The sequence below is a fragment of the Pseudomonas sp. S2_A05 genome (assembly GCF_054668485.1).
In genome coordinates, this window is the sequence record NZ_CP162775.1 from 4,805,317 (window position 1) to 4,822,832 (window position 17,516).

Genomic DNA, 17,516 nt, shown 5'->3' on the forward strand with positions numbered 1-17,516 from the left:
AGTGTAACGTACCGGTTTGGCCAGCGTTCGCCAGCGGGCGGAATTAAACAAAATGGAACAATTGCCTTAGCCGAGCTCCACTCGGTTGCGTCCGGCGTTTTTTGCCCGATACAGCGCCTGATCGGCTCTTTTCAACACTAGATCGCTGTGTTCTCCGACCTTGAACGATGCCAGTCCCATGGAAATCGTAATGGTCACTCGCTCGCCCTTGAAATGAAACGGGCAGGCTTCGATCGCCGCGCGCAGGGTTTCCAGCAGTTTTGCGCCAACCGCTGGCGGCGTCGCCGGCAGCAACAGCACAAACTCTTCACCGCCGAAACGGGCGATGAAATCCGAGCCGCGCAGGCGCTTGCGCAGCACTGTGGCGATGATCTTCAGGACTTTGTCGCCGGCCAGGTGGCCGTAGCTGTCGTTGATGCGCTTGAAATGATCGAGGTCGAGCATGGCCAGGCTAAGGGTGTTGCCGTGCTGCTGCCATTGCTGGATTTCATGCTCCAGGCGTTCACTCCACGCCGCGCGGTTAGGCAGGCCGGTCAACGGATCGATCAGGGCTTTCTGCCGCTGCTCTTCAAGATGTTCACGGAAGCCCATGGCTTCCTGCTCCATATGCGCCACGCGCTCCGACAGGCTCTTCAACCTGGCGGCGACTTCCTGCTCGCGGGCGTCGCGCTGCTTCTGGTGCTGATCCATCGTTCCCAGCAGGCCTTCCAGATGATTCTCCAGCACATGCTTGAGGTCATCGAGGTCGGCTGCTTGCTGGACGCTGCTCTGCAAGCCGTCGACCTGCTCGCGAATCTGCGTGTCCATGGCCCGCGCCGCCGAGCTGTTGTCGGCATGCCCTTCGCTGGCCGCTTGCAGGTTGCTCTGGAACGCTTCAAGGCGTTCGTTGAGCTGTTGCAGATAGGCTTCGAATTCGTGCTGACCGCTATCGGTAATCGCCAGCATCAAGGTTGCGAGATCGTCGAGGATCGGTAGCAGCTCGTACCAGTTCAGTCCGTGTTTGAGCCGTTCGCGCATGGCTTCGGCTTGCGGCCGGTGGCGCTCGGGCAGGGTCAGGTCGTCGAGCAGGCCGATCAGCGTGTCTTCGATGTGTCTGGCCACGGAGCTGTAGGACGGCTCCGGGGAATCCGGCAGAGCGAAGAGGATGTCGTGTTCCGACTGCTCCGGGTCGATAGCGGCCAATGCTTGAGCGATTGGCTCGGGCAAGGGCAGGCTGTCGAGGAGCAGCGGCGAGGGATCGCCGGGGTGGATCAGTTCATCGGGGTTGAACGCCTCGGTTGCTGGCGCAGCGACGGTCATCTCGGCGTCCGCGGCGGGTTCAACTTGCGCTGGCTCGGCTTCAACGACGACCACAGGCGCAGCGAACGCAACGACTTGCGGCTCATCAGGCGGCGTCTGGGCGGACGTTTCGATGATGGTCTCGGGCGCTGCGATCGCTGGCTCCGCGTTGGCCACCGGTGCCGATTGCGCAGGCTCCGGTTCAGGCTGCTGAGCTTCGACCAGCTGCGGCACTGGTGTTGCTGGTATGTCGGCCGCCGGTGCAACGGTTTCTTCACTGTCGCGACTACCAAACAAACGCTGCAACAACCCCGGCCGACCCGGCTCGGCAGGCGTCTCCAACTGACTCAAGGCCTTGCCCTGCAAGCCACTGAGCTCGCTCAGCAGCAGTGGCATTTCCCGCGCCTGACCGACGCGGCTGTCCAGTTGTTTGGCGAATTTCTTCAGCGGTTGCGCGACTTCGCGCGGCAATGGCAAAGCCTGCAACTGGGTGACCAGCGCGGTCAGCGCGGTGCTGACCTGATCAATGCGGGTCTCACGGCGCTGCTCGGAGTCGAGCACGGCTTTTTCCAGACGCGGCAGCAGGGCGGCGAGGCCGGCGTCCATGTCATCGGTGCGCACCACTTCGCGCATTTCTTTCATGCACTGATCGACAGCCTTGTCGGTGCCTTCGGCCGCCAGCGTGCTGCGCACCAGACCGCGCCGCAGCAGGTCGAGTCGCGCGGCCCAGCGGCGTTCGAGCTTGTCCTGCTGTTCGATGCTCTTGAGGTACTTCTCTTTCCAGCGCTGGGCGTCGTCGCTCATTCACAGGTTCCGCGAGGGGCAGGGCTCAACGCGGGCAATGCGTCGGCCGTGAGCGAACCCGGCAGACGAATTTCCACCGCGACCGGCAGGTGATCGGAAATGGGCTGGGCCAGTACCTCGACCTTTTCCAGGGTCAGGGTCGGGCTGAGCAGAATATGATCAAGGCAACGCTGTGGGCGCCAGCTGGGGAAGGTCGCTTCCACCTGCGGGGCCAGCAGGCCGAGATCGCGTAATGGCGAGTGTTCGAGCAGGTCGCTGGCATGGGTATTCATGTCGCCCATCAGCACCTGATGCTTGTAGCCGCTGATCAAATCACGAATGTAGGCCAGTTGCAGGCTGCGCGTCCGCGCGCCGAGGGCCAGGTGCATCATTACCACCACCAACGCTTCCGGACCTTCGCCGAAGCGCAGCAGGATCGCGCCGCGACCTTTCGGGCCGGGCAGCGGATGATCCTCGATCGCCCACGGCTTCAGGCGACTGAGCACGCCATTGCTGTGCTGGGCCAGTCGACCGAGGTTGCGATTGAGTTGTTGATACCAGTAGGGAAAGGCGCCGAGGTGGGCCAGATGTTCGACCTGATTGACGTAGCCCGAACGCAGGCTGCCGCCATCGGCTTCCTGCAGCGCGACCAGATCGAAGTCGCCGAGCAGGTCACCGATCTTCTGTAGATTGCCGGAACGCCCGGTGTGCGGCAGCAGATGCTGCCAGCTGCGGGTCAGGTAATGCCGATAGCGCTCGGTGCTGATGCCGACCTGAATGTTGAAACTGAGCAAGCGCAGACGCTGGTCTGCGGGCAGGCCCGTAGACGCCAGGTGATGCTCGTTGACCTGCGGATCATGCAGGCCAACGATGCGTTCGGACTTCCAGCGGCGCATGGCGAATGCCGCGCTTAGTTGGCAGCAGCCTTGTTCGCCGCTCGCTCTTTGGCGACCAGATCGTCAGCCAGCTTCAATGCTTGCTCGGCACCACCGGCAGAGCCGATGTCGAAGCGGTATTTACCATTGACGATCATGGTTGGCACGCCAGTAATTTCGTACTTCTTCGCCAGCTCACGGGCCTTGACGATCTGGCCTTTGATAGCGAACGAGTCGAAAGTGGCGAGGAACTTGTCCTTGTCCACGCCTTGAGTGGCGAGGAAGTCAGCCATGTCGTTCTTGTCGGTGAGCTTCTTGTGTTCTTTCTGGATCGCGTTGAACACGGCGTTGTGTACCTGATGCTCGACACCCATGGCTTCCAGAGTCAGGAACATCTGGCCGTGAGCGTCCCATGGGCCGCCGAACATGGCGGGAATGCGCACGAAGTTGACGTCGGACGGCAATTTTTCAACCCATGGATTGATCACTGGCTCAAAAGCGTAGCAATGCGGGCAGCCGTACCAGAACAGCTCGACCACTTCGATCTTGCCAGGCTTTGCAACCGGCACCGGATTGGCCAGTTCGACATAAGGGGCGGCAGGGGCTTCAGCGGCCTGGGCGGTGACGCCGAACAGGCTGGCAGCGACGAGGGCGGCGCTGATGATCAGATTACGCATGCTTTACTCCTGAACAATTTGGGTCGCCTCGCTCGACCTGTTGCGACACAGATCCTGGCGGGCATGAGTGCTGTAGTGTAACGGCAGCGGCCACAAAAAAGGGCGGCCAAAGCCACCCTTTTTATACTTGCTGCGAAGGATTAATCGAGCGTTAACGTGGCCGGCGCTGCGCGCCTCGTTCAGCCCTCGATTCAGGGCCTCAGTGCAGGCCCTGGATGTAGCTGGAAACCGCAGCGATGTCTTCGTCGCTCAGCTTGCGCGCGATGGTGCGCATGGTCATCGCGTCGCCGTCGTTGGCGCGACCGCCGTCTTCCTTGCGGAAATCGGTCAGTTGCTTGGCGATGTATTGAGCGTGCTGGCCACCCAGGTGCGGGAAGCCTGCGGCGGCATTGCCGGCACCGTTCGGCGAATGGCAACCGGTGCAGGCTGGCAGGCCTTTTTCCAGGTTGCCGCCACGGAACAGCGCTTCACCGCGAGCGACGATCTTCGGATCGGCGGCGCCGACACTGCCTTTCTGACTGGCGAAGTACGCAGCGATGTCGGCCAGATCCTGATCATTCAGGTTGGTCAGCAGCCCGGTCATTTCCAGCACCACGCGCTTGCCCGACTTGATGTCGTGCAATTGCTTGTCGAGGTAGCGTTCACCCTGACCTGCCAGTTTCGGAAAGTTTGGCGCCATGCTGTTGCCGTCCGGGCCATGGCAGGCCCCGCAAACGGCAGCTTTGGCCTGGCCTGCTGCGGCATCGCCGGCAGCATGGGCGATACCTGAAATTCCCACGGTCAACAGCAGACTCACGATCAATTTGTTCATCAGCTAATCCAACTACGGCTAAGGGTTAAGTTATGGACCGGGCTTACTCTCGCTCATCCACAGGATGATGGCCTGGTAATCCTCGGCACTGCAGTCCATGCACAAACCACGCGGCGGCATCGCCTTGAAACCCTGGGTCACGTGTTGCACCAGCGTCCCCATACCTTTCGCCAACCTCGGCGTCCAAGCTTCCTGATCGCCTCTTGCGGGCGCCATGGGTAGTTGGCCGGAATGACAGGCACCACAAACACGGTTGTACACGGCTTCCGGATCCTGTGTAGCCTGTGCGCTGTAAAGCGGCATCAAGACTCCGGCAGCCAGCAGCCATTTCGTCATAAAACGACCTTTTCAGGGTTGAGAGCGTTCTGCGTTCTAATGCGCAATCAAAGTCTGTCGCTCTCGTGAGCTTCATCCTTCGCTGGGACAAAGCACACACAAAATCTGCGGCATTATATACTGGCGTCACTGAAACGGAAGCGACACCGCGTTCCGCGCCCAATCCCGGCGCCGCCCACATCGGAAATCCCATGCAACTCAAGAATCCCATCCTCGGCCTGTGCCAACAGTCCACATTCATGCTCAGTGCCGCCAAAGTCGATCAATGCCCTGACGACGAAGGCTTCGAAGTGGCGTTTGCCGGTCGTTCCAACGCCGGCAAATCCAGCGCGCTGAACACCCTGACCCACGCCAGCCTGGCGCGCACCTCGAAAACTCCGGGTCGCACACAGCTGTTGAACTTCTTCAAGCTAGACGATGATCGCCGTCTGGTCGACCTGCCGGGCTACGGTTATGCAAAAGTACCGATCCCGCTCAAGCAACACTGGCAGCGCCACCTTGAGGCTTACCTCGGTGGTCGGGAGAGTTTGAAAGGTCTGATTCTGATGATGGACATCCGCCATCCGATGACCGACTTCGACCTGCTGATGCTCGACTGGGCCGTCGCCGCTGGCATGCCGATGCACATTCTGCTGACCAAAGCCGACAAGCTCACCTACGGCGCAGCCAAGAACACCCTGCTGAAAGTACAGTCGGAAATCCGCAAGGGCTGGGGCGACTCGATCACCATCCAACTGTTCTCCGCACCAAAACGCATGGGCCTGGAAGAGGCCTACACCGTATTGGCCGACTGGATGGAACTGGCAGACAAAAACACCGAGGCGGCAGCCGAGTAAGACAATTTCAAAACTGACTGTGGTGCTGTCAGGCAAGGCGAAAGCACCGCTAAAAAGCGGAGTTTAGGGTACCTAAATGAGCATTTTTAGCGGTGCTTTTAACGCAGCATGACGGCATCACAGCCAGTTTTGGGGCAAAAAAAAGCCCCGGACTTCATTGGGGAGGGAGAAGTTCCGGGGTTTAAGTTCCGAACCGCTAGGGCGGGGTTCAGATATCTGCCAACACTTAACACAACATAGGAGCATCGAAGGGCTTCACCAGCCATTCAGTATCTCAGAGTGTTCGGTCGACAGATTAGTTCAGATTTTTTCAAAAAGCTTTGGAATAGCCTCAAGCATTTATCGTTCTAAGCCGGTTTACGAGGCTTGCCGCGACGTCGCGTCGCGGCACCTCTACAAACTCAGTGCGCCTCATCCCAGTTGTTGCCCACGCCAACTTCCACCAGCAGCGGCACATCCAGTTTCGCCGCTTCGCTCATGTGCGTACGAATTTCGGCGCTGACCTGCTCGACCAGATCCTCGCGAACCTCCAGCACCAGTTCGTCGTGCACTTGCAGGATGACCCGGGCATCCAGCCCCGACGTGGCCAGCCAGTTATCCACTGCCACCATGGCTTTCTTGATGATGTCCGCTGCGGTGCCCTGCATCGGCGCGTTGATCGCTGTGCGTTCTGCAGCGGCGCGTTCCTGCGGCTTGTTCGAGTTGATCTCCGGCAAGTACAGGCGACGACCGAAGAAAGTTTCGACGTAACCCTGATCCGCCGCCTGCGCACGAGTGCGCTCCATGTATTCGCGAACGCCTGGATAACGAGCGAAGTAAGTATCGATGTAGGCCTTGGCGGTCTTGGTGTCGACGCCGATGTCCTTGCCGAGCTTCTGCGCGCCCATGCCGTAGATCAGACCGAAGTTGATCGCCTTGGCGCTGCGGCGCTGGTCGGAGGTCACTTGATCAAGCTCGACCTTGAATACTTCGGCAGCGGTTGCAGTGTGCACGTCGAGATTGTTGCGAAAGGCTTTCATCAGGCCTTCGTCGCGGGACAGGTGGGCCATGATCCGCAATTCGATCTGCGAGTAGTCCGCCGCCAGTAGTTTGTAGCCCTTCGGCGCGACGAACGCCTGACGAATGCGTCGGCCTTCGGCGGTGCGCACCGGAATGTTCTGCAGGTTCGGATCACTGGAGGACAGGCGTCCGGTCGAAGCCACAGCCTGGTGATACGAGGTGTGGATGCGCCCGGTGCGCGGGTTGATCTGCTCGGGCAGGCGATCGGTGTAGGTGCTTTTCAGCTTGCTCATCGAGCGGTGCTCCATCAGCACCTTCGGCAAGCGGTGATCGTCTTCGGCGAGTTTCGCCAGCACTTCTTCAGCGGTGGACGGCTGGCCCTTGGCGGTTTTCTTCAGCACCGGCAGGCCGAGCTTCTCATAGAGAATCACGCCCAGCTGCTTCGGCGAGCCGAGGTTGAATTCCTCCCCGGCAATTTCGAAGGCTTCACGCTCCAGCGCGACCATTTTGTTGCCCAGCTCAATGCTCTGAATGCCGAGCAGTTCGGCATCGACGAACGCGCCCTGGCGTTCGATGCGCGCCAGTACCGGTACCAGTGGGATTTCGATGTCGGTCAAGACGCTGGCCAGGCTCGGAATCGCGCTGAGCTTGTCGAACAGGATCTGGTGCAGGCGCAGAGTGATGTCGGCGTCTTCGGCGGCATACGGCCCGGCCTGTTCCAGAGCGATCTGGTCGAAGGTCAGTTGCTTGGCACCTTTGCCGGCGATGTCCTGGAAGCTCACCGTGGTGTGGTCAAGGTACTTCTGCGCGAGGCTGTCCATGTCGTGACGGGTCGCGGTGGAATTGAGTACGTAGGACTCGAGCATGGTGTCGAAGGCGATGCCGCGCACGCTGATGCCTTCACTCTGATCGCCGCCAATGGCGCAGTTGGCCAGAATGTTCATGTCGAACTTGGCGTGCTGGCCAACCTTGAGTTTGCTCGGGTCTTCCAGAATCGGCTTGAGTGCGCGCAGCACGGTGTCGCGATCCAGCTGCTCAGGCACGCCGATGTAGGAGTGGGTCAGCGGGATGTACGCAGCTTCGTTGGCCTGTACGGCGAACGACAGACCGACCAGTTGCGCTCGCTGCGCGTCGATGCCGGTGGTCTCAGTGTCGAAGGCGATCAGTTTGGCGTTGCGCAGTTTTTCCAGCCAGACGTCGAAGCGAGCCTGATCGAGGATGGTTTCGTACGCGGCCTCGGCAGGGGCAACAGGTGCCTCGGCTTGCGGGGCGCTGAACAGATCATGGGCGGGCGCAGGTTCGGCCGCCGCACTCAGTTCCAGACGCTTGGCATCGCGATCCAGATCATTGAGCCAGCTCTTGAATTCCAGCAGGGTGTACAGCTCGTAGAGTTTGGCCGGATCTTCCTGGCCCATCTGCAGATCATCGAGGCCGATATCCAGCGGCACGTCGACCTTGATAGTCGCCAGTTGATAGGACAGGAAAGCCATTTCCTTGTGCTCTTCGAGCTTGGCCGGCAGGGTTTTTGCGCCACGGATCGGCAGGGTCGGCACGATGTCGAGGTTGGCGTACAGCTCGGTCAGACCGCCGTTGACGCCGACCAACAGGCCGGACGCCGTCTTCGGGCCGATGCCCGGCACGCCCGGAATGTTGTCGGAGGAATCGCCCATCAGCGCCAGATAATCGATGATCTGCTCCGGTGCGACGCCAAATTTCTCCTTCACGCCTTCCACATCCATCGAGCTACCGGACATGGTGTTGACCAAGGTAATGTGGCCGTCGACCAGTTGCGCCATGTCCTTGTCACCGGTGGAGATGATCACCGGGCGATCGGCCGCCGCACTGCTGCGAGCGAGGGTGCCGATCACGTCGTCGGCTTCGACGCCGTCCACGCACAGCAGCGGGAAGCCGAGGGCGATCACGCTCTGGTGCAGCGGCTCGATCTGCACGCGCATGTCATCGGGCATGCTCGGCCGGTTGGCCTTGTATTCGGCGTACATCTCGTCACGAAATGTTCCGCCCTTGGCGTCGAACACCACGGCGAAGGGGCTGTCCGGGTACTGCTTGCGCAGACTCTTGAGCATGTTCAGCACGCCTTTGACCGCACCGGTCGGCAGGCCTTTGGACGTGGTCAGTGGTGGCAGTGCATGAAAGGCGCGGTACAGGTAAGACGAACCGTCCACCAGGACGAGGGGGGCTTGGCTCATGAGCAGGATCAACCTTTTCGGCGGGTCCGGCGCTAGAATAGCGGGACCGTTGACGACAAAGGGACAAGGTTATCATGCGTACGTTAAATCGCTTGCTGCTGGTCGGGTTGATCGCTGTCTCACCACTGGCCGCGATTGCGGCGGATGATGCGCCGGGCGGCGACCCCGAGGTCACCATCCGCACGGAGGGCGACAAGACTATTCAGGAGTACCGTCAGAACGGTTTCCTGTATGCGATCAAGGTCACGCCGAAGGGCGCGCCGCCGTACTTTCTGGTGCGCGCCGACGGGACGGATGCCAACTTCATCCGCTCGGACCAGCCGGATATGCTGATCCCGTCATGGAAGATCTTCGAATGGAAGTAGGTTTTTAATTCACTTGTGGCGCCGCCGTTGCGGCGCCCGTACTGGCAGTCAAGACATGTCTGTGTTCACTCCCCTGGCTCGGCCCGAGCTGGAAACCTTTCTCGCCCCTTACGGGCTCGGCCGCCTGCTTGATTTCCAGGGGATCGCCGCCGGCAGCGAAAACACCAATTTCTTCATCAGTCTGGAGCAGGGCGAGTTTGTCCTGACCCTGGTCGAACGCGGCCCGGTGCAGGAGATGCCGTTCTTCATCGACCTGCTCGACGTGCTGCACGAAGCCGAACTGCCGGTGCCTTACGCCCTGCGCACCACCGACGGCTTGGCCCTGCGTGAGCTCAAAGGCAAACCGGCGCTGCTGCAACCGCGTCTGTCGGGCAAGCACATCAAGGTCGCCAACGCCCAGCATTGCGCGCAGGTCGGCGAGTTGCAGGCGCATCTGCATCTGGCAACCCAGGGCGAGCGCATGATCAAGCGCAAGACCGATCGCGGCCTGGACTGGATGCTGGAGGAGGGCACTGAATTTCTCTCGCACCTGAGCGATGAGCCGCGTGCCTTGCTGCAAAAGGCGCTGGATGAGATCACCGAGCGCAAAGAGAAGATTCTTGCGCTACCTCGCGCCAATATTCACGCCGATCTGTTCCGCGACAACGCCATGTTCGAAGGCACCCATCTGACCGGGTTGATCGACTTCTACAACGCCTGCTCGGGGCCGATGCTGTACGACGTGGCGATCGCGTTGAATGACTGGTGTTCGGACGAGGAGGGCGTGATCGATGGCCCGCGCGCCCGGGCATTCCTCGGTGCCTACGCGGCGCTGCGCCCGTTCACGGCGGCGGAGGCTGAGCTCTGGCCAACGATGTTGCGTGTGGCTTGTGTGCGGTTCTGGCTGTCACGCCTGATCGCCGCCGAGCAGTTCGCCGGGCAGGACGTGTTGATTCACGATCCGCAGGAATTCGAGCAGCGCCTGGCGCAGCGGCAGCAGGTGCACACACCGTTGCCTTTCGCCCTTTAAGATCAAAAGATCGCAGCCTTCGGCAGCTCCTACAAGGGATTGATGTACACCCTGTAGATACCGTCTTGAGCCTCACCGGGCAAGCGCAAGTTTCGGGTCATATGGCAGTCCAGACTTGAGCACTCCGTAGACGAAGTGCAGCAGCTTGCGCATTGCTGCGCAGATGATCTGCTTGGGGGCCTTGCCATTGGCTTCCAGGCGTTCTTTCATCGCCTTGATCGCCTTATTGTGTTTCAGCGCCACCATGCCAGGCATGTAAAGGCCTGCACGCAGCCGTGCTGACCCTACTCTTGAGATCAGGGTGTGACCTTTGAGCTTTCCTGATTCCTGCAGCTTTGGATTGAGCCCTGCAGCAGCGACCAGTTGGCGAGGATCACTGTATTTGCGCAAGTCACCCAGTTCGGCGAGCAATCGTTAAAGCGTTTTTTGTCCGATGCCGTCGATGGTTACGATGAGATCCCGCATCTGACGCATATCCGGGTCGTCATCGATGTGTTTTTTGATCGCCTTATGCGTTTCTACGATCTCTTTTTCGATATGGCGCAGAACGGAGTTGATCGAGTCTTTGACCTTTTCGTCGGAAACGTCCAGACGATTAAGCTCCATTTGTTCCATTTCCTGAAGGTCATCCAGGCGGCGCACCATTGCTTTTAACTGGCGGTATTTCAGCGGCTCAGGCGCCCATGGGTGAAGTTTTTGATCCTTTTCCCGGGCAAAGTCGGCGATCAGTTTGGCATCGCTTTTATCAGTCTTGATGCGGCGCAGTTCGCTGTCAGCGTACGCTTTGGTCGTAGCCGGGTTCACGACGCAGACCCGGAAGCCTTTGTTGTAAACGAATTCCGCGAGCTCCAAGTGGTAGACGCTGGTGGCTTCCATCACGATCAGGGCCGAACGCTCGGCATTTTTTTCTAGCCACGCCTCAAACTCTTTAAAGCCCTTTGGATCGTTGGCCAGCTTGGCCTTGGTTTTGTGCTTGCCGTTGGGCTGGTGTGTAGCGATATCAAAGGTGTTCTTTGCGATGTCGACGCCAACGAAACCGGACATGATTGATTCTCCACTTGTTCCCTGTTGCGATCATCACGTCACTCTGTCCAACCTTGCGAATGCGGGCTCTCGCCGCAGGCGGGCCCAAGATACCGTGCGAACTGTACGAGTGAGTGTGGAGGGCTGAGCACGATCTACGTCACAGGCAAAAAGCCTAAGGAGCTGCGCGGCTTCCAAGTCCCTCCCTCGATGATCAGTCGAGAACTATCGCTCCTGACGGAGCGTTAGTCGAGATACAAGGAGCTGCCGAAGGCTGCGATCTATTTCTATGGGGTTACAGAGATTCCAGGCATCCCGCCAAATCATTGCCCAACTTTTCCAGCACCTGCTCATAGCCCTGAGCCGTCGCCGGGGTGTACCCGCCCAACGCATCCAGTTCCGCCAGCTTCACCGGCAGGCCAGCCACCAGTGTTTCTGCCAGGCGCGGACGCAATGGCGGCTCGCTGAACACACAGGTCTTGCCTACTTCCTGCAAACGCTTGCGCATCGCCGCGACATGCTGGGCGCCGGGCTGTACTTCGGCGGCCACCGCGAACACCCCGGCGTGCTTCAGGCCGTAAGCGTCTTCGAAATAATCAAACGCCTCATGAAACACGAAGTACGGCTTGCCTTCGACATTGGCCAGACGCTTCTTCAAGCGCTGATCCAGCGCATCCAGACGTTCATCGAAGGCTTTGGCATTGCTCTGATAGCGCTGGGCATTGGCCGGGTCGGCGGCGCTGAGGTCGGCGGCCATTTTGTCAGCGATTACCCGCGCATTGGCCGGTGACAACCACAGGTGTGCGTCCAGCGAGCCGGGGCGATGGTCGTGATCATGCTCATCGGCCTGTTCGGCGTGGGAATGGTTGTCCGCGCCGAAATGCCGCAGCTTGAGCCCCGGCAGATCCTGCACGGCGACGCTCGGCAGGCTGCGACCGCCGAGCACGCGCGGCAGGAAACCTTCCATGTCCGGGCCGATCCAGTAGAGCAGATCGACCGACTGCACCTTCCGTACGTCGGATGGGCGCAGGGCGTAATTGTGTGGGGAGGCACCCGGCGGCAGCAGCACCTCGGGAATCGCCACGCCGTCCTGCACGGCAGCCGCAATCAGCTGCAACGGTTTGATACTGGTGAGCACTTTGACCTCGGCCTGGGCCGTACCGATCAGCAGAAAACTGGCAACAAAAGCCACAAAAACAGAAAAAAGTCGGGACACGATGACCACTCAAGGAAGCGAGAACGGGTAACATAATAACGTCTCCAGCAAATCTCGTCGCCGCTCATGCCTATTACACCGATTGCCAGCCGTCCCCACGACCACTCCCATTGCGTGCACAGCGCTCTGTCCGAGGCCGATACCTTGTGCGCGCAGAAAGGTTTGCGTCTGACTGCCCTGCGCCGCCGTGTGCTGGAACTGGTCTGGCAGAGTCACAAACCGCTGGGTGCCTATGACATCCTCGCGGTGCTCAGCGAGCAGGACGGCCGCCGCGCCGCGCCGCCTACGGTGTACCGCGCACTGGATTTCCTGCTCGAAAACGGCCTGGTCCATCGCATCTCGTCGCTCAACGCCTTCGTTGGCTGCGTGCATCCTGAACACGCGCACCAAGGCCAGTTCCTGATCTGCCGCGAGTGCCACGCCGCTATCGAACTTGAGCAAAAAGTGATCAGCGACGCGATCATCAGCAGCGCCAAAGACGTGGGTTTCATCGTCGAGGCGCAGACGGTCGAAGTGGTCGGCCTGTGCGCCGGTTGCCGGGGGCCTGATGAGCAACGCGCTGATCCGTCTGGAGCAGGTCGCCGTCACGTTTGCCGGGCAGACCGTGCTGGACAACATCGAGCTGAGCGTCGAGCCGGGGCAGATCGTCACCCTGATCGGCCCCAATGGCGCCGGCAAGACCACGCTGGTACGCGCCGTGCTCGGGCTGTTGAAGCCGAACAGTGGCAGCGTCTGGCGCAAGCCGAAATTGCGCGTCGGTTACATGCCGCAGAAACTGCATGTTGACCCGACGCTGCCGCTGTCAGTGCTGCGCTTCCTGCGCCTGGTGCCTGGCGTCGATCGTTCGCGTGCCTTGGCCGCGTTGAAGGAAGTTGGCGCCGAACACGTGATCGACAGCCCGGTGCAGAGCGTTTCCGGCGGCGAAATGCAGCGCGTGCTGCTGGCTCGGGCACTGCTGCGTGAGCCGGAACTGTTGGTGCTCGACGAGCCGGTGCAGGGCGTCGACGTGGCCGGGCAGGCCGAGCTGTACAGCCTGATCACCCGTCTGCGCGACCGCCACGGTTGCGGCGTGCTGATGGTGTCCCACGATTTGCATCTGGTGATGAGCACCACCGATCAGGTGGTCTGCCTCAACCGTCACGTCTGCTGCTCCGGGCATCCCGAGCAGGTCAGCGGCGATCCGGCATTTGTCGAGTTGTTCGGCAAGAACGCGCCGAGTCTGGCGATCTATCACCACCATCACGACCACGCCCACGACCTGCACGGTTCGGTGGTCAAAGGTCCGCTCGGCGGGCAACCTCATGTTCATGGAGACGGCTGCAAGCATGGCTGATTTTCTTTTGTATGCCCTGCTTGCAGGTCTGGCCCTGGCGCTGGTGGCCGGACCGCTCGGCTCGTTTGTGGTGTGGCGGCGCATGGCCTATTTCGGCGATACCCTGTCCCACGCCGCGTTGCTTGGCGTGGCGCTGGGCTTTCTGCTGGACGTCAGCCCGACGGTGGCGGTGACGGTCGGTTGCCTGCTGCTGGCGGTGCTCTTGGTGACGCTGCAACAGCGTCAGCCACTGGCGTCCGACACACTATTGGGAATTCTTGCACCGAGCACCCTCTCTCTCGGCCTGGTAGTACTAAGCTTCATGCATGAAGTGCGGATCGACCTGATGGCCTATCTGTTCGGCGACTTGCTGGCAATCAGTCCGAGCGATCTTGCGTGGATTCTCGGTGGCACCGCGGCGGTGCTGGTGTTGCTGGTGACGCTGTGGCGACCGCTGCTGGCGGTCACCGTGCACGAAGAATTGGCGCGGGTCGAAGGCCTGCCGGTTGCGGGTTTGCGCTTGGCGCTGATGCTGTTGATCGCGGTGGTGATCGCCGTGGCGATGAAAATCGTCGGTGTGCTGCTGATCACTTCTCTGCTGATCATTCCGGCGGCTGCTGCACAGCGTCACGCCCGTTCGCCGGAGCAGATGGCCTTGGGCGCGAGCCTGCTGGGCATGCTCGCGGTGTGCGGCGGGCTGGCGTTGTCGTGGTTCAAGGACACCCCGGCGGGGCCGTCTATCGTTGTGACGGCAGCCGCGCTGTTTCTGTTGAGTTTTGTTCTGCCCCGTCGTGGGGTGTAGACTTGGCCGCTTTTTGCGCAATTAGAGAGTCGCAGGAATGAAGCCGTTCGCCTCCCGTTATCTGCTCCTTGTCGCATTTTCAGTGCTACTGGGCGCCTGCCAAAGCACGCCGCCGGTGGCTGAAGTCCCGGACGCGCGGGCTACGGCCATCGCGCAGCTGGAGCAAAGCCTGGCCAGCAGCGAACTGGCCACCGCCGAAGACCAGTTGGCCGCCTTGCAGGCCGCGACCCCCAACGATCAGTCCCTTGAGCAGTACCAGCGGCAGCTGGCCGAGGCGTATCTGCGCCGCAGCCAGATCGTTCTGCAGAAAGGCGATGTCAACGCTGCCGCCACCGCGCTCAGCCGCGCCCGTGCTCTGATGCCCAAGGCGCCAGCGCTGACCGGCGGCGTCAACGGCGCGATCACCGAAGCGCGCAAGGCCGAGCTGGAAAAGGCCGAGGCCGCGTTGCTGGCTGCCGAAGCCAGGCCGAAAGCCAAGGTCATCGACCCGACCGCCGAGAGCACCACTGTTGCGTTGAACATCGGCGATATTCACAAGCTGCAACGACAACTCGATGCGATCGCCGCCGATGTGGTGAATTACGAATGCGCCGTCAGCATTCAGGCGCCGCGCACCGCGGATTATCCGTGGCTGGCGACGTTGCTGAGCAAGCGAGTCAAGAAGCTCGATCCTGATTTTGATTTGCAGATCGAGAAGCAGATCTTGCGCACGGTTCCGGCGCAGATGGTTTTAAGTCCGCGCAAGCCTTAAAAAGCTTCGCGAGCAGGCTCGCTCCCACAGGTGCAACAGCGTACCTGTGGGAGCGAGCCTGCTCGCGAAAGCGTCCTCTCAGCCAATAAAGATCTTAAGCCGGAATAGCCTTGGCCTTAGGCTCCCGCGCCCAGACCCGATGCTCGCCGATCGCGGCGAAGAACGGTTTGGTCAACGCCCCTACATCCGCGCCCTGCAGCAGCCCAGCATCCGCATCCAGCTTCAGCAAGTCCTGCAATTGCTTGGCCTCGCCGTGCAGCGCGATCGCCTTCAGGTGCTTGTAGGCTTCGAGCAGGTAGTGCAACGCCACGCCGTCACCGCTCAACGCGGTAATCGACGCCGCGCCACCCGGTACGAACACCGCATCGAACGCAATTGAAGGCATGCCTTCCATCGACGCATCCACCGGCAATGCCTTGCCGTCAGCGGTCTTCACTGGCGCCGAGGTCGGGCCGAGCAGTTTCGCGTGGGCGCCTTCGGCTTCAAGTGCTTTCTTCATCGCATCGATGGCTGCAGCATCAACGCCGTTGGCCGCGAGAATCGCCACTTTGCGCGTCTTGATGTTGCCTGGCAGCAGGTTGGCCTGGCTCAGCGCTGGCGATTGCTCCAGCGAGGTCTTGCGCACTTCGACCGTGCCTTTGGCGGGTGCCGGCAAACCAAGGTTTTCAGCCACACGTTTGGCCAGGGTCAGGTCGATATTGGCGAGGATCTCGTTCACTTCACGGGCACGGATGAACTCACGTTCGACCTTGCCCAGCTCGAAGCTGTAGGCAGCGATGATGTGCTCTTTTTCGTGGTCGCTCATGCTGTTGAAGAACAAGCGGGCCTGGGAGAAGTGATCGCTGAACGATTCGCTGCGCTGACGGATCTTCGCCGCATCGATGCGCTCCGGGTAGCTCTCGAAACCACCGTCCTGTGCCGCTGGCGGGGTTTCTTTTGGCCAACCGCCGTCGATCGAGTTCGGCTCGTACGAGGCACGCCCCTTGTCGATGGTGCTGCGGTGTTGCGCATCGCGCTGGCCGTTGTGGAACGGCGCCACCGGACGGTTGATCGGCAACTCATGGAAGTTCGGCCCGCCGAGTCGGCTGATCTGCGTGTCGGTATAGGAAAACAGCCGACCTTGCAGCAACGGGTCATTGGAGAAGTCGATACCCGGCACAATGTGGCCAGGGCAGAAGGCGACCTGCTCGGTTTCGGCGAAGAAGTTGTCCGGGTTGCGGTTCAGGGTCATTTTGCCCAGCGGCGTAATCGGGACGATTTCTTCTGGAATGATCTTGGTCGGATCGAGGATGTCGAAGTCGAAATCGTGTTCGTTCTCTTCTTCGACGATCTGCACGCCCAGTTCCCATTCCGGGTAATCGCCCATCTCGATCGCTTCCCACAGGTCGCGGCGGTGGTAGTCGGTGTCCTTACCGGCGAGCTTCTGCGCCTCGTCCCACACCAGCGAGCAAGTGCCGGCGGTAGGGCGCCAGTGGAATTTGACGAAGCGTGATTTGCCCTCGGCGTTGATCAGGCGGAAGGTGTGTACGCCAAAGCCCTGCATGCTGCGCAGGCTTTTCGGGATCGCCCGGTCGGACATCGCCCAGATCACCATGTGCGCCGATTCCGGCACCAGCGAGACGAAGTCCCAGAACGTGTCATGAGCCGAGCCGCCGGTCGGGATTTCGTTGTGCGGCTCGGGTTTCACCGCGTGGACGAAGTCCGGGAACTTGATCGCGTCCTGAATGAAGAACACCGGCATGTTGTTGCCGACGAGGTCGAAGTTGCCTTCGTCGGTGAAGAATTTCACCGCAAAGCCGCGCACGTCACGCACGGTATCGCCGGAACCCCGTGGCCCCTGCACCGTAGAAAAACGCACGAACACCGGGGTTTTCTTGCCCGGATCCTGTAGGAAACCGGCCTTGGTCAGTGCTGCATGGTTCTCGTAGGTCTGAAAGAAACCGTGGGCGCCGGTACCGCGCGCATGGACGATACGCTCCGGAATGCGCTCATGGTCAAAGTGCGTGATCTTTTCACGCATGATGAAATCTTCCAGCAGCGACGGCCCGCGCGGCCCGGCTTTGAGGGTGTTCTGGTTGTCGGCGATCTTCACGCCCTGGTTGGTGCGCAGTGCCTGACCGGTGGCGTCGGAACGGAATTCTTCCAGGCTGTCGAGCTTGGCGTTGGTGTTGGCGCGATCCGGGGTATCGGTCCCGGCCATTTCGCTTTTATCAGGTGCAGGCTTTTTGATGCTCAT

General features: G+C 60.7%; 14 protein-coding genes and 2 pseudogenes. 7 read left to right on the plus strand and 9 right to left on the minus strand.

The window, feature by feature from the left end; translation table 11 throughout:
• Positions 1–66: 66 nt before the first annotated feature.
• The 5 genes from AB4O12_RS21920 to AB4O12_RS21940 all read right to left on the minus strand — a co-directional run bounded on the left by AB4O12_RS21920 (position 67) and on the right by AB4O12_RS21940 (position 4,760).
• Positions 67–2,082, minus strand: coding sequence for a GGDEF domain-containing protein (locus tag AB4O12_RS21920; protein ID WP_095182297.1), 2,016 nt, complete (start codon positions 2,080–2,082; stop codon positions 67–69).
• Positions 2,079–2,957, minus strand: coding sequence for an endonuclease/exonuclease/phosphatase family protein (locus AB4O12_RS21925; RefSeq protein WP_024014985.1), 879 nt, complete (start codon positions 2,955–2,957; stop codon positions 2,079–2,081). Before AB4O12_RS21925 ends, AB4O12_RS21920 begins: the two co-directional genes overlap by 4 nt.
• Positions 2,958–2,971: 14 nt before the next feature.
• The gene (locus tag AB4O12_RS21930; RefSeq protein WP_016772349.1) at positions 2,972–3,613 is read right to left on the minus strand and encodes a thiol:disulfide interchange protein DsbA/DsbL; all 642 of its coding nucleotides are present in this window, start codon (positions 3,611–3,613) and stop codon (positions 2,972–2,974) included.
• 199 nt (positions 3,614–3,812) lie between these two features.
• Positions 3,813–4,424, minus strand: a complete 612-nt coding sequence (locus tag AB4O12_RS21935; protein WP_056791217.1) for a c-type cytochrome — start codon at positions 4,422–4,424, stop codon at positions 3,813–3,815.
• A gap of 30 nt (positions 4,425–4,454) precedes the next feature.
• Positions 4,455–4,760, minus strand: a complete 306-nt coding sequence (locus AB4O12_RS21940) for a c-type cytochrome (protein WP_016772347.1) — start codon at positions 4,758–4,760, stop codon at positions 4,455–4,457.
• Between the two features lie 191 nt (positions 4,761–4,951).
• On the opposite strand from AB4O12_RS21940, the gene yihA reads away from it, so the two are divergent.
• Entirely contained in the window at positions 4,952–5,596 is a 645-nt protein-coding gene (gene yihA / locus AB4O12_RS21945; protein ID WP_056791221.1) for a ribosome biogenesis GTP-binding protein YihA/YsxC, read from the plus strand.
• Positions 5,597–5,997: 401 nt separating this feature from the next.
• Here the strand turns inward: yihA and polA are convergent, their stop codons facing one another.
• Positions 5,998–8,802, minus strand: coding sequence for a DNA polymerase I (gene polA, locus AB4O12_RS21950; protein ID WP_460059732.1), 2,805 nt, complete (start codon positions 8,800–8,802; stop codon positions 5,998–6,000).
• A 74-nt stretch (positions 8,803–8,876) separates the two neighbouring features.
• Here polA and AB4O12_RS21955 point away from each other — a divergent pair, with 74 nt between their 5' ends.
• Together AB4O12_RS21955 and AB4O12_RS21960 are read left to right on the plus strand one after the other, a co-directional pair.
• Entirely contained in the window at positions 8,877–9,167 is a 291-nt protein-coding gene (locus AB4O12_RS21955; protein ID WP_041476480.1) for a DUF2782 domain-containing protein, read from the plus strand.
• A 55-nt stretch (positions 9,168–9,222) separates the two neighbouring features.
• Entirely contained in the window at positions 9,223–10,176 is a 954-nt protein-coding gene (locus AB4O12_RS21960; RefSeq protein ID WP_252877189.1) for a homoserine kinase, read from the plus strand.
• Between the two features lie 72 nt (positions 10,177–10,248).
• Here AB4O12_RS21960 and AB4O12_RS21965 read toward each other — a convergent pair.
• Both AB4O12_RS21965 and AB4O12_RS21970 read right to left on the minus strand, forming a co-directional pair.
• Positions 10,249–11,220 (minus strand): annotated as a pseudogene (locus AB4O12_RS21965) (IS110 family RNA-guided transposase).
• Positions 11,221–11,494: 274 nt separating this feature from the next.
• On the minus strand, positions 11,495–12,415 hold the full coding sequence (locus AB4O12_RS21970) for a zinc ABC transporter substrate-binding protein (RefSeq protein WP_353188171.1): 921 nt from the start codon (positions 12,413–12,415) through the stop codon (positions 11,495–11,497).
• A 66-nt stretch (positions 12,416–12,481) separates the two neighbouring features.
• Here AB4O12_RS21970 and AB4O12_RS21975 point away from each other — a divergent pair.
• From AB4O12_RS21975 to AB4O12_RS21990, 4 genes and pseudogenes are all read left to right on the plus strand, one after another.
• Positions 12,482–12,955: pseudogene (locus AB4O12_RS21975) on the plus strand (Fur family transcriptional regulator); the annotation flags it as partial.
• A gap of 7 nt (positions 12,956–12,962) precedes the next feature.
• Entirely contained in the window at positions 12,963–13,748 is a 786-nt protein-coding gene (znuC, locus tag AB4O12_RS21980; protein ID WP_024014991.1) for a zinc ABC transporter ATP-binding protein ZnuC, read from the plus strand.
• Entirely contained in the window at positions 13,741–14,529 is a 789-nt protein-coding gene (znuB, locus tag AB4O12_RS21985) for a zinc ABC transporter permease subunit ZnuB (RefSeq protein WP_016772340.1), read from the plus strand. Before znuC ends, znuB begins: the two co-directional genes overlap by 8 nt.
• Before the next feature lie 37 nt (positions 14,530–14,566).
• Positions 14,567–15,280 carry a PA5502 family lipoprotein gene (locus tag AB4O12_RS21990; protein ID WP_016772339.1) on the plus strand — a complete coding sequence of 238 codons (714 nt, stop codon included), beginning with the start codon at positions 14,567–14,569 and terminating at the stop codon, positions 15,278–15,280.
• Between the two features lie 94 nt (positions 15,281–15,374).
• On the opposite strand, the gene katE is transcribed toward AB4O12_RS21990, so the two are convergent.
• Positions 15,375–17,516, minus strand: a complete 2,142-nt coding sequence (katE, locus tag AB4O12_RS21995; protein ID WP_252885092.1) for a catalase HPII — start codon at positions 17,514–17,516, stop codon at positions 15,375–15,377.